Source organism: Streptomyces sp. NBC_01235 (assembly GCF_035989285.1).
GTDB lineage: Bacteria > Actinomycetota > Actinomycetes > Streptomycetales > Streptomycetaceae > Streptomyces.
This window is the reverse complement of record NZ_CP108513.1, coordinates 6313771-6325808: the sequence shown is the minus strand read 5'-3', so window position 1 is coordinate 6325808 and position 12038 is coordinate 6313771. Positions and strand designations below refer to the sequence as shown.

Genomic DNA, 12038 nt, shown 5'->3' with positions numbered 1-12038 from the left:
GGAGAACGCGATGAGCGCACCCGACGGCACCCCGGTCGGCGCCGAACGCAGCATCGGCCAGCTGTTCGCCTCGGCGACGACCGAATTGTCGGCGCTGGTGCACGACGAGATCGCGCTGGCGAAGGCGCAGCTGAAGCAGGACGTCAAGCGCGGTGCGACCAGCGGCGGCGCGTTCACGGTGGCCGGCGCGGTCCTGCTGTTCTCCCTGCCGATGCTGAACTTCGCACTGGCGTACGGCATCCGGACCTGGAGCGACTGGAACCTCGCGATCTGCTTCCTGCTGTCGTTCGCCGCGAACGTGCTCGTCGCGCTCGTCCTGGTGCTGATCGGCGTGGTCTTCGCGAAGAAGGCGCAGAAGGGCAAGGGCCCGCAGAAGGTCGCGGCGTCCATGAAGGAGTCGGCGGGCGTCCTGCAGAACGCCAAACCGCACCCGCGGCCCGAGCTCCCGCAGAATCGGGTCCCGGAGGCCATCGAGGCTGTGGGACGCTCGTCGTCATGACGGACCCCGCCACTCCCCCGGCCCAGCCCGCTTCGGTCGTACGGCCGGACGCCGTCTGCGGCGTGCAGGTCACCCACCGCGAGGTCGCCGCGAACGGCGCGCGGTTCCACATCGCGGAGCTGGGCGACGGTCCGCTGGTCATGCTCGTCCACGGTTTCCCTCAGTTCTGGTGGACCTGGCGGCACCAACTGGTCGCGTTGGCCGACGCGGGCTTCCGGGCCGTCGCGATGGACCTGCGGGGCGTGGGCGGCAGCGACCGTACGCCGCGCGGCTACGACCCGGCCAACCTCGCCCTCGACATCACCGGTGTGATCCGCTCCCTCGGCGAGCCGGACGCCGCGCTGGTCGGCCACGACCTCGGCGGCTATCTGGCGTGGACTGCGGCCGTGATGCGCCCCAAGCTCGTGCGGCGGCTCGCCGTCTCCTCCATGCCACATCCCCGGCGCTGGCGCTCGGCGATGCTCGCCGACGTCCGGCAGACGTCCGCGAGTTCCCACATCTGGGGGTTCCAGCGGCCTTGGATCCCCGAGCGGCAGCTCACCGCCGACGACGGCGAACTGGTGGGCCGGCTGATCCGGGACTGGTCCGGGCCGCGGCTGCCGGAGGACGAGGCGGTGGAGACGTACCGGCGCGCGATGTGCATCCCGTCCACGGCGCACTGCTCGGTGGAGCCGTACCGCTGGCTGGTGCGCTCGTTGGCCCGTCCGGACGGCGTCCAGTTCTACCGGCGCATGAAGCGGCCCGTGCGCGTGCCCACGCTCCACTTGCACGGCTCCCTCGATCCGGTGATGCGCACCCGCAGTGCGGCCGGCTCCGGCGAGTACGTCGAAGCGCCGTACCGCTGGCGGCTGTTCGACGGCCTCGGACACTTCCCTCATGAGGAGGATCCGGTCGCTTTCTCCACCGAACTGGTCAATTGGCTGAAGGATCCCGAACCCGATCGGTGACCGAGTCATCGCGCCCGGTATCCGGACCTGAACGCCTGTACAGCGAACAGCCAAATGCCCGGCGCATAGGCCAATTGGCGGGCCCGAGGGCGGTTATCGACCTTGGGGCAGGGGCAGACGTCGGGGTATGGGCTGGACGCACGACTACAGTGACGCAGCACGCAACCGCCGCTCGGCCAGTGGCCTGAGCCCCCACCAACGAGGTGCCGACCCGCAACTGCAGGGTTCTGACCTCCGGGTGGGCATCCCGCGCATCCTGCGCCGCCGAGCCCGCTGGGTCTCGGTCCGCTTGCGTCACCCGCGAGGCTGACCCCCTGAGCTCCCCGCCGGGGGCCAGGGCGTGGTCCTAGAGGGCGCAGCTGTCGCTGTCCACCTGCTGGCCCGCGGTGCGCCCCGCGGCGATGTCCTGCTGGATCTCGTCCGCGCTGAGGGCGTAGCCGGTGTCGGCGTCGTCGAGGGACTTCGCGAAGACCACGCCGTACACCTTGCCGTCGGTGGTGAGCAGCGGGCCTCCGGAGTTGCCCTGACGGACGGTCGCGTACAGCGAGTACACGTCGCGGCGCACGGTGGTGCGGTGGTAGATGTCCGGGCCGTTGGCCGTGATGCGACCGCGTACGCGCGCGGCACGGACGTCGTACGACCCGTTCTCCGGGAACCCGGCGACGATCGCGTCGTCACCGCTCGCCGCGTCCTCGGTGGTGAACTGCAGCGCGGGCGCGTCGAGATCCGGTACGTCAAGGATCGCGATGTCGCGCTTCCAGTCGTACAGGACGACGGTGGCGTCGTACTTGCGGCCCTCTCCGCCTATCTGGACGGTCGGTTCGTCGACCCCGCCCACGACGTGCGCGTTGGTCATGACGCGGCGCTCGCCGAAGACGAAGCCGGTGCCCTCCAGGACCTTGCCGCAGCTCTCCGCGGTACCCATGACCTTGACGATGGAGCGCTGCGCGCGCTTGGCCACCGGACTGTTCGCGAGGGCCGGGTCGGGCGGCTGGACATCGGTGATCGGCTCGTTGGAGAACGGGCTGAAGACCTGCGGGAAGCCGTTCTGCGCGAGGACGGAGGAGAAGTCGGCGAACCAGGTGTCGGCCTGGTCGGGCAGCGCCTCGGACACCCCGTGCAGCACCTTGGAGCTACGAACCTCCTTGCCCAGGGTGGGCAGGGTGGTGCCGGCGAGCGCGGACCCGATCAACCACGCCACCAGCAGCATCGCCACGACGTTGACCAGCGCGCCGCCCGTCGCGTCCAGCGCGCGGGCCGGGGACCAGGTGATGTACCGGCGCAGCTTGTTGCCGAGGTGGGTGGTGAGGGCCTGCCCGACCGAGGCACAGACGATCACGACGATGACCGCGACGACGGCGGCCGTGGTACTCACCTCGGAGTTGTCGGTCAGGGCGTCCCAGATCACGGGCAGCAGGTAGACGGCGACGAGACCGCCGCCCAGGAAGCCGATCACCGACAGGATGCCGACGACGAAGCCCTGGCGGTAGCCGACGACCGCGAACCAGACGGCCGCGACCAGCAACAGGATGTCCAGCACATTCACGAACGACACCCTGTCATGACCGCCAGTCGAGCGGGACCTGCTTCTCTCGGTCCCAGGGGTGCTCCCAGCCCGCGAAGTGCAGCAGACGGTCGATCACGCCGGCCGTGAACCCCCACACAAGGGCGGATTCGACCAGGAATGCCGGGCCGCGATGGCCGCTGGGGTGCACGGTCGTGGCCCGGTTGTCCGGGTTCGTGAGATCCGCCACGGGGACCGTGAAGACGCGGGCCGTCTCGCCGGGATCGACGACGCCCACCGGGCTCGGCTCGCGCCACCAGCCCAGAACGGGGGAGACGACGAAGCCGCTGACCGGGATGTACAGCTTGGGCAGCACACCGAAGAGCTGGACGCCGGACGGATCGAGGCCGGTCTCCTCCTCTGCCTCGCGCAGCGCGGCCCGCAGCGGCCCGTCACCGTGCGGGTCGCCGTCCTGCGGGTCGAGGGCGCCGCCCGGGAAGGAGGGCTGGCCCGCGTGGGAGCGCAGGGAGCTCGCGCGCTCCATGAGCAGCAGCTCGGGGCCGCGCTCACCCTCGCCGAACAGGATCAGGACGGCCGACTGTCGCCCCGCGCCGTTCTCCGGGGGCAGGAAGCGGCTGAGCTGGAGCGGCTGGACGGTTTCCACCGCGTGCACCACCGGGTCCAGCCAGGCGGGCATGCCCTCCTTGCTGAGCGTCACCGGACCGCCCTGGGTATTGCTCGCGCGCGTCATCGCCACACCACCCCCCGTTCTGCCAAGTCCAACGCCCGAGTACCGACAGATCGTTCCGCTCGTTCCGCGGACCGCCTCCCGGTCGTTCGTACGCGTACGACAGGCTGCACCGCCGTCGACCCCTCCGTCATCCGGCCCCCAGCGGCTGGGCCGGCCTGCCGCCCGCGTCCAGGTAGGACTGGGGCGGGTTCAGGCGCTGGCCCGGGAAACCGCCCTTCTCGTACTTCAGGAGCTTCTTCGCCTTCTCCGGGTCCGTCTCGCCCTCGCCGTACGCCGGGCAGATCGGGGCGATGGGGCAGGCGCCGCAGGCGGGCTTGCGGGCGTGACAGATACGGCGGCCGTGGAAGATCACGTGGTGCGAGAGCATCGTCCACTCGCTCTTGGGGAAGAGCGCGCCGACGGCGGCCTCGATCTTGTCGGGCTCGGTCTCCTCGGTCCACTGCCAGCGCCGTACGAGCCGCTGGAAGTGCGTGTCCACGGTGATCCCGGGCCGGCCGAACGCGTTCCCCAGTACCACGAAGGCCGTCTTGCGGCCGACGCCGGGCAGCTTGACCAGGTCCTCGAGCCGGCCTGGGACCTCGCCGCCGAACTCCTCCACCAGGGCCTTGGAGAGGCCCATCACCGACTTCGTCTTGGCCCGGAAGAAGCCCGTGGGGCGGAGGATCTCCTCGACCTCCTCCGGGTTGGCGGAAGCCAGGTTCTCGGGGGTGGGGTACTTGGCGAAGAGGCCCGGGGTCGTCTGATTCACCCGGAGGTCGGTGGTCTGAGCGGACAGGACCGTGGCGACCACCAGCTGGAAGGGGTTCTCGAAGTCCAGCTCGGGGTGGGCGTAGGGGTAGACCTCGGCGAGTTCACGGTTGATGCGGCGGGCACGGCGGACGAGGGCGGTACGCGACTCGGACTTCCCGGCCGCTGTCTTCTTGACGGCCGCTGTCTTCTTGACGGCGGCCGTCTTCCCGGCGTCGGCCGCTTTCTTCGCAGGCATCTCTTTTGTCACCTTTGCCGTTTTCCTACCACCGCCGGAGTCCTGTTCGCCCACAGCGGAAACGCGACGTACAACCACCCGTCCAGCCCCCTTGGCCTGTGCTCTCACCGGCGATTTGGACACCCGGCCAGCCTAAAGCCCGGCACCGACATCCGCCCCGGACCCTGTAGATCAGCCCCCAATTGGACCCCTGCCGCTTACCTCGGGACACGTGTGCGGCATCCTTGTGACAGATCACACTGTTTGGACCGTCCGGCAAAATGGGGAACACGGTCCCCTGGTAAGCGGGGAGCAAGATCCCCTGAGCAGGTCGACAAGGAGAGAACTCGTGGACGACGTCCTGCGGCGCAACCCGCTCTTCGCGGCTCTCGACGACGAGCAGGCCGCAGAACTGCGCGCCTCCATGAGCGAGGTGACCCTGGCCCGTGGCGACTCCCTGTTCCATGAGGGCGACCCGGGCGACCGGCTCTACGTCGTCACCGAGGGCAAGGTCAAGCTCCACCGCACGTCCCCGGACGGCCGGGAGAACATGCTGGCCGTGGTGGGCCCCAGCGAGCTCATCGGCGAGCTGTCGCTCTTCGACCCGGGCCCGCGCACGGCGACGGCCACCGCCCTCACCGAGGTCAAGCTGCTCGGCCTCGGCCACGGCGACCTCCAGCCCTGGCTGAACGCCCGCCCCGAGGTGGCCACCGCGCTGCTGCGCGCCGTCGCCCGGCGCCTGCGCAAGACCAACGACGCCATGTCCGACCTGGTCTTCTCGGACGTCCCCGGCCGCGTGGCCCGCGCCCTGCTGGACCTCTCGCGCCGCTTCGGCGTGCAGTCCGAGGAGGGCATCCACGTCGTCCACGACCTGACGCAGGAGGAGCTGGCCCAGCTCGTCGGCGCGTCGCGCGAGACCGTGAACAAGGCGCTTGCGGACTTCGCCCAGCGCGGGTGGCTGCGCCTGGAGGCGCGGGCGGTCATCCTGCTGGACGTGGAGCGGCTGGCCAAGCGGTCGCGCTAGGCGCTGGCCGAGGTGAGGTCGGTCGGTCGGTGTGACCGTCACTGGGGGCTGCCGCCCCCGGGCCCCCGCTTCGGCCCTTGAGGGGCCTCGTCCTCGATCGCCGGACGGACTGTGGCCGGCACAGTTGTCCCATGGCTGAAACGGTTCCCTCCAGAGGACTCGACTCCCAGGGCCACATCGCCCGCGAAGGCTCACTCGCGCGCGTGCCGCACGCGTTCCGGCCCGTCGTCGCGGCGGCTCGGGACCGGATCCTGGATCTCTTCGGAGCCCGGCTGCACAGCGCGTACCTCTACGGGTCGATCCCGCGTGGCACCGCGCGCGTGGGCCGCAGCGACCTGGACCTCCTGGTCGTCCTGCACGAGGAGCCGGCCGACGCGGACCGGGCCTGCGGACGGGCGCTCGACGAGGCCCTCGACAAGGAGTTCCCCCAGATCGACGGCGGCGGAACGCTTCTCGTCGGCCACGCGCGCGTGCTGAGCGAGCTGGAGCGGCACGACCTGGGGTGGTTCCTGGCCTGCCTGTGCACACCGCTGCTCGGCGAGGACCTGGCCGTGCACCTGCCCCGCTACCGTCCCGACTCGCTGCTCGCCCGCGAGACCAACGGCGACCTCGCCCTGCTCCTGCCGCGCTGGCGCGACCGCGTCTCCTCGGCGGACGACTCCGAGGAGGCCCGGCGGCCTCTCGTCCGGTTCATGTCCCGGCGCCTCGTGCGCACCGCGTTCACGCTCGTCATGCCCCGCTGGAACGGCTGGACGAGCGACCTGCACGAGATGGCGGAGGCGTTCGGCGCCTACTACCCCGCGCGCGCGGAGCAGGTGCGGGCGGCGGCCGTCCGCGGCTACGACCCGAGGGGGACCTGGACCTCCTGCGGTCGTACGTCGACGACCTCGGCCCCTGGCTTGCGGAGGAGTACGCGCGCGTGCACGGCGTCAAAGCCCCGCGTCCCGAAGAGACGGACTAGTGCCGTGGCAGGCACCGTTCGCCCGTGAAGGAGCGGCGTCCGGTGCGTGCTCTGGGGGTCCCCCCGGCCGAAGGCTGGGGGAGTGCCGGCCGAAGGCCCTCGTACTGGACGTACCTGTACCTGGGTCTTCGGCCGGTGCGGCGAGTGGGGGCACCTCCCACGCCCGTGAGGCAGTGGGGGAGCGTGCCGCCCCGTCGCGACGGGGCGAACGTCGCCTGTCACGGCACTAGATGAGCCCGTGTTCGGTCAGGTACTCCAGCTGGGCCCGTACCGACAGCTCCGCCGCCGGCCACAGGGAGCGGTCGACGTCGGCGTACACGTGGGCGACGACCTCGGCAGGGGTGCGGAAGCCGTCCTCGACGGCCGTCTCGACCTGGGCGAGGCGATGGGCGCGGTGGGCGAGGTAGAACTCGACGGCGCCCTGGGCGTCCTCCAGGACGGGCCCGTGGCCCGGGAGGACGGTGTGGACGCCGTCGTCGACCGTGAGGGACCTCAGCCGGCGCAGGGAGTCCAGGTAGTCGCCCAGACGGCCGTCAGGGTGCGCCACGACGGTCGTGCCGCGTCCCAGGATCGTGTCGCCGGTCAGGACGGCCCGGTCGGCCGGGAGGTGGAAGCACAGGGAGTCGGCGGTGTGGCCGGGCGTCGGGACGACCCGCAGCTCCAGGCCGCCCACGGTGATCACGTTCCCGGCGCCCAGGCCCTCCTCCCCCAGCCGCAGCGCCGGGTCCAGGGCCCGCACCTTCGTGCCGGTCAGCCCGGCGAAGCGGACGGCGCCCTCGGCGTGGTCGGGATGGCCGTGGGTCAGCAGAGTCAGGGCGACGCGCTTGCCCGCCCGCTCGGCGGTGTCGACGACCGCGCGCAGATGGCCGTCGTCCAGCGGGCCCGGATCGATCACGACCGCCAGCTCGGAGTCGGGCTCGGAGACGATCCAGGTGTTCGTGCCGTCCAGGGTCATCGCGGAGGCGTTCGGCGCGAGGACGTTGACCGCGCGCGGAGTGGCGGGGCCCGAGAGGACTCCGCCTCGAGGCTGGCCGGGGAGGGCGGCTGCGTCGGTCATGCGGGGGAGCCTTCCGTCGGGCTGGGCTGAAAGGCACTTCGGCGACCGGCGACGGGTACGGCTCGCGGAAGTGCTCCAAGCGGTGCGTGGGGCGCGAGGGGCGGGCGTGGTGCCTGGCGCGCATGGGGCGCGCGGAGGATCGATTCTCCGCCGCGCGACCGGCCAGGAAGACCGCTCCCGCCCCCGTTCCCGTCTACCCGCTCATGGACGCCCGTAGCACCCGCCAGGCTCGTAGTGCCCACAGCGCCCGTCATACGGATCCCGCGCCCGTCGTCCCGATGGGGATGTGCTTGGTGAACTCGTCGTGCCCGGGCCAGGACAGCACGACCTCGCCGTCCTCCAGGCGGGCCTCAGCCAGGACGGGGGTCAGGTCGCGGTCGGCTGCCGCGGCGAGCGCCTCGGCGGCCGTGGCGTACGGGGCGAGCCGGCGCAGTGTCGCGATGGTGGGCGGCATCATCAACAGCTCGCCCTTGTCGTACGAGGCCGCCGCGTCGGACGGGCGGATCCACACCGTGCGGTCGGCCTCCGTGGAGGCGTTGCGGGTGCGCTGACCTGCGGGGAGCGCGGCCACGAAGAACCAGGTGTCGTAGCGGCGGGGCTCGAACTCCGGGGTGATCCAGCGCGTCCAGGCGCCGAGGAGGTCGGAGCGCAGGACCAGGCCGCGGCGGTCGAGGAACTCGGCGAACGACAGGTCACGGGCGGCCACCGCGGCCCGGTCGGCCTCCCAGTCGGCGCCTGTGGTGTCGCCGACGACGGAGTCGGGGGTCGGCCCCGCGAGCAGGACGCCGGCCTCCTCGTAGGTCTCGCGCACGGCCGCGCAGACGATCGCCTGGGCCGCCGTCTCGTCGACGCCGAGCCTCTCGGCCCACCACGCGCGCGTGGGGCCCGCCCAGCGGAATTGAAGGTCGTCGTCGCGGGGGTCGACGCCGCCGCCGGGATAGGCGTACGCGCCTCCGGCGAAGGCCATGGAGGCGCGTCTGCGCAGCATGTGGACGACGGGGCCGCCACCGTCGGTGTCCTTCAGGAGCATGACGGTGGCCGCGCGCTTCGGGGCGACCGGAGTGAGGGTGCCGTCCGTGAGCGCGCGGATGCGTTCCGGCCAGTCCTGGGGAAACCACTGCCCATTCGCCATGGGCGCGAGGCTATCCCGTGGTGCGCGAATGTTCGAGAGGTTCCCGAGGTCAGAGCGCGCCTACGGGACGAGCTCGACCTGGATCTCGACCTCCACCGGCGCGTCCAGCGGCAGCACCGCGACGCCCACCGCGCTGCGCGCGTGCACGCCCTTGTCGCCGAGGACCTCGCCCAGCAGCTCGCTCGCGCCGTTGAGGACGGCGGGCTGGCCGGTGAAGTCGGCGGCCGACGCCACGAAGCCGACGACCTTCACCACGCGCGCGATGCGGTCCAGATCGCCCGCGACCGACTTGACGGCGGCCAGGGCGTTCAGCGCGCAGGTGCGGGCCAGCTCCTTGGCCTCCTCGGGGGTGACCTCGGCGCCGACCTTGCCGGTGACCGGCAGCTTGCCGTCCACCATGGGCAGCTGGCCGGACGTGTACACGTACGGGCCGGACTGCACGGCGGGCTGGTACGCCGCGAGCGGCGGCACGACCGCCGGCAGGGTCAGCCCCAGCTCGGCGAGCCTCGCCTCGACCGCGCTCACGCCTTCGCCCGCTTCAGGTAGGCGACGAGCTGCTCCGGGTTGTTCGGGCCGGGCACGACCTGGACGAGTTCCCAGCCGTCCTCGCCCCAGGTGTCCAGAATCTGCTTCGTGGCGTGGACGAGCAGCGGCACGGTTGCGTATTCCCACTTGGTCATGGGGCCGACTGTATCCGCTGTTGCCCGAGGGCCTGTTCCACAGGCCATGTGGCCGATTGCCGACCCCGTTGTCCACAGCCTCCCGATTGCCTCGGGCGCCGACTGGTTACGCTCGAAGACGTGAGCAGGCTCCAGGTCGTCAGTGGCAAGGGCGGGACCGGTAAGACGACGGTCGCCGCGGCCCTCGCGCTGGCCCTCGCCACGGCAGGGAAGCGCACGCTTCTCGTCGAGGTGGAGGGCCGGCAGGGCATCGCGCAGCTCTTCGAGACGGAGGCGTTGCCCTATGAGGAACGCAAGATCGCCGTCGCCCCGGGGGGCGGTGAGGTGTACGCCCTCGCCATCGACCCCGAACTGGCCCTTCTGGACTACCTCCAGATGTTCTACAAACTGGGGGGCGCCGGACGGGCCCTGAAGAAGCTGGGCGCCATCGACTTCGCCACCACCGTCGCCCCCGGCCTGAGGGACGTGCTCCTCACCGGCAAGGCGTGCGAGGCGGTGCGCAGGAAGGACAGAGGCGGGCGGTTCGTGTACGACTACGTCGTCATGGACGCCCCGCCCACGGGCCGCGTCACCCGCTTCCTGAACGTCAACGACGAGGTTGCCGGGCTGGCCAGGATCGGCCCCATACACAATCAGGCGCAGGCCGTGATGCGGGTGCTGAAGTCGTCGGAGACGGCCGTGCACCTGGTGACGCTGCTGGAGGAGATGCCGGTCCAGGAGACCGCCGACGGCATCGCTGAGTTGCGGGCGGCGAAACTGCCGGTGGGGCGGGTCATCGTCAACATGGTGCGGCCCGAGGTGCTGGACGAGGACGGGCTGGAACTCGTCCGGACCGTGACGCGTTCCTCTGTTGCCCGGTCGTTGTCCGCCGCCGGGCTCGGCGGGGCGCGACGCGGCGGGCACGCCGAGCGCCTGGTGGATCCGCTCCTGAAGCAGGCCGGGGAGTACGCCGAGCGGTACGCGCTGGAGCACGAGCAGCGCGTGGTCCTGGGCGAACTGGACCTGCCGCTGCACGAACTGCCGCTGCTCGCCGAGGGCCTCGACCTCGCGGGCCTGTACCAACTCGCCACCGAACTGCGGAAGCAGGGGATCGCATGAGTCCGGACCAGGCTCACGACGAGGGAAGCACGACCCACGGCAAGGGCCACGGCAAGGCCCACGGCAAGGGCAGTACCCTGCACCGCCTCTCCCCCGCGCCCGTGCTCGACCTCGATCCGCTGCTCGACGACCCGGCGACCCGCATCGTGGTCTGCTGCGGCTCGGGCGGGGTCGGCAAGACGACCACGGCGGCGGCGCTGGGGCTCAGGGCGGCCGAGCGCGGCCGCAAGGTGGTGGTCCTCACCATCGACCCGGCGCGCCGGCTCGCGCAGTCCATGGGCATCGACTCGCTCGACAACACCCCGCGCCGCGTCAAGGGCGTCGAGGGGGACGGCGAACTGCACGCGATGATGCTCGACATGAAGCGCACCTTCGACGAGATCGTCGAGGCGCACGCGGACCCCGACCGGGCGGCCGCGATCCTGGGCAACCCCTTCTACCAGTCGCTCTCGGCGGGCTTCGCGGGCACGCAGGAGTACATGGCGATGGAGAAGCTGGGTCAGCTCCGCGCGCGGGCCGAGTGGGACCTGATCGTCGTCGACACCCCGCCGTCGCGCTCGGCGCTGGACTTCCTGGACGCGCCGAAGCGGCTCGGGTCGTTCCTGGACGGCAAGTTGATCCGCGTCCTGCTCGCGCCCGCCAAGGTCGGCGGACGCGCGGGGATGAAGTTCCTGAACGTCGGGATGTCGATGATGACCGGCGCACTCGGCAAACTGCTCGGCGGCCAACTGCTGAAGGACGTGCAGACGTTCGTGGCGGCGATGGACTCGATGTTCGGCGGCTTCCGCACGCGCGCGGACGCCACGTACAAGCTCCTCCAGGCGCCCGGCACGGCGTTCCTGGTGGTGGCGGCTCCCGAGCGGGACGCGCTGCGGGAGGCCGCGTACTTCGTGGAGCGGCTGGCCGCCGAGGACATGCCGCTGGCCGGTCTGGTGCTCAACCGCGTCCACGGCAGCGGCGCCACCCAGCTGTCCGCCGAGCGGGCACTCGCCGCTGCGGAAAATCTTGAAGAGCCCGGCATTGTCGATCAGGACGGCGGGAAAGCTGGACTTCGTAACTCTCCCGACACGTACGGCAGTTCAGAATCTCCAGCACCCGAATCTCCAGCACCCGATTCGGAGCGCGACGCCCCCGCCGCGGACCGGACCGTGGAAGCCGACACGGCGCAGACCGTGGACGCCGATGGCGACCGGGCGGTCGACGACCTCACCGCAGGCCTGTTGAGGCTGCACGCGGAACGCATGCACCTGCTCTCCCGAGAGCAGCGCACGCGTGACCGCTTCACCGCGCTCCACCCCGAGGTGGCGGTCGCCGAAGTGGCCGCGCTGCCCGGCGATGTGCATGACCTCACGGGGCTGCGGGACATCGGGAACCGGCTCGCGGCCAACCGGCCGGAGCTGCCCGAGGCTGCCGACGCCTGA

At 71.4% G+C, this 12038-nt stretch carries 13 protein-coding genes and 1 pseudogene; 7 read left to right on the top strand and 7 right to left on the bottom strand.

All coding sequences use genetic code 11. From position 1 onward, the window contains the following. The first annotated feature begins 10 nt into the window (after window positions 1-10). From OG289_RS28365 to OG289_RS28355, 3 genes are all read left to right on the top strand, one after another. On the top strand, window positions 11-499 hold the full coding sequence (locus OG289_RS28365) for a phage holin family protein (RefSeq protein WP_327316870.1): 489 nt from the start codon (window positions 11-13) through the stop codon (window positions 497-499). Further along, window positions 496-1446 carry an alpha/beta fold hydrolase gene (locus tag OG289_RS28360; RefSeq protein WP_327316869.1) on the top strand — a complete coding sequence of 317 codons (951 nt, stop codon included), beginning with the start codon at window positions 496-498 and terminating at the stop codon, window positions 1444-1446. The genes OG289_RS28365 and OG289_RS28360 overlap by 4 nt, the downstream gene beginning before the upstream one ends. Window positions 1447-1573: 127 nt before the next feature. After that, window positions 1574-1756, top strand: coding sequence for a hypothetical protein (locus OG289_RS28355; RefSeq protein WP_327316868.1), 183 nt, complete (start codon window positions 1574-1576; stop codon window positions 1754-1756). Between the two features lie 36 nt (window positions 1757-1792). On the opposite strand, the gene OG289_RS28350 is transcribed toward OG289_RS28355, so the two are convergent. The 3 genes from OG289_RS28350 to nth all read right to left on the bottom strand — a co-directional run bounded on the left by OG289_RS28350 (window position 1793) and on the right by nth (window position 4686). Beyond that, window positions 1793-2992 (bottom strand): MarP family serine protease, encoded by a 1200-nt coding sequence (locus tag OG289_RS28350; RefSeq protein WP_327316867.1) that lies wholly within the window; start codon window positions 2990-2992, stop codon window positions 1793-1795. Between the two features lie 13 nt (window positions 2993-3005). Beyond that, window positions 3006-3701, bottom strand: a complete 696-nt coding sequence (locus OG289_RS28345; protein ID WP_327316866.1) for an NUDIX hydrolase — start codon at window positions 3699-3701, stop codon at window positions 3006-3008. A 127-nt stretch (window positions 3702-3828) separates the two neighbouring features. Then, complete coding sequence (gene nth / locus OG289_RS28340) at window positions 3829-4686, bottom strand: endonuclease III (RefSeq protein ID WP_327316865.1); 858 nt, start codon at window positions 4684-4686, stop codon at window positions 3829-3831. 328 nt (window positions 4687-5014) lie between these two features. Between nth and OG289_RS28335 the strand changes: the two genes are divergently transcribed. After that, on the top strand, window positions 5015-5689 hold the full coding sequence (locus OG289_RS28335; protein WP_020129286.1) for a Crp/Fnr family transcriptional regulator: 675 nt from the start codon (window positions 5015-5017) through the stop codon (window positions 5687-5689). Between the two features lie 131 nt (window positions 5690-5820). Beyond that, window positions 5821-6650 (top strand): annotated as a pseudogene (locus OG289_RS28330) (nucleotidyltransferase domain-containing protein). Between the two features lie 226 nt (window positions 6651-6876). On the opposite strand, the gene OG289_RS28325 reads toward OG289_RS28330, so the two are convergent. The 4 genes from OG289_RS28325 to OG289_RS28310 all read right to left on the bottom strand — a co-directional run bounded on the left by OG289_RS28325 (window position 6877) and on the right by OG289_RS28310 (window position 9519). Beyond that, a complete protein-coding gene (locus tag OG289_RS28325; RefSeq protein ID WP_327316864.1) occupies window positions 6877-7707 on the bottom strand; it encodes an MBL fold metallo-hydrolase in 831 nt (276 codons plus the stop codon). A gap of 250 nt (window positions 7708-7957) precedes the next feature. After that, on the bottom strand, window positions 7958-8839 hold the full coding sequence (locus OG289_RS28320; RefSeq protein WP_327316863.1) for an NUDIX hydrolase: 882 nt from the start codon (window positions 8837-8839) through the stop codon (window positions 7958-7960). Between the two features lie 60 nt (window positions 8840-8899). Beyond that, window positions 8900-9364 (bottom strand): RidA family protein, encoded by a 465-nt coding sequence (locus tag OG289_RS28315; RefSeq protein WP_327316862.1) that lies wholly within the window; start codon window positions 9362-9364, stop codon window positions 8900-8902. After that, window positions 9361-9519 carry a DUF4177 domain-containing protein gene (locus OG289_RS28310; protein WP_020129281.1) on the bottom strand — a complete coding sequence of 53 codons (159 nt, stop codon included), beginning with the start codon at window positions 9517-9519 and terminating at the stop codon, window positions 9361-9363. The genes OG289_RS28315 and OG289_RS28310 overlap by 4 nt, the downstream gene beginning before the upstream one ends. A gap of 120 nt (window positions 9520-9639) precedes the next feature. Here OG289_RS28310 and OG289_RS28305 point away from each other — a divergent pair, with 120 nt between their 5' ends. Beyond that, window positions 9640-10617: an ArsA-related P-loop ATPase gene (locus OG289_RS28305; protein WP_327316861.1), complete on the top strand. Its 978-nt coding sequence runs from the start codon at window positions 9640-9642 to the stop codon at window positions 10615-10617. Then, on the top strand, window positions 10614-12038 hold the full coding sequence (locus OG289_RS28300; RefSeq protein ID WP_327316860.1) for an ArsA family ATPase: 1425 nt from the start codon (window positions 10614-10616) through the stop codon (window positions 12036-12038). The genes OG289_RS28305 and OG289_RS28300 overlap by 4 nt, the downstream gene beginning before the upstream one ends.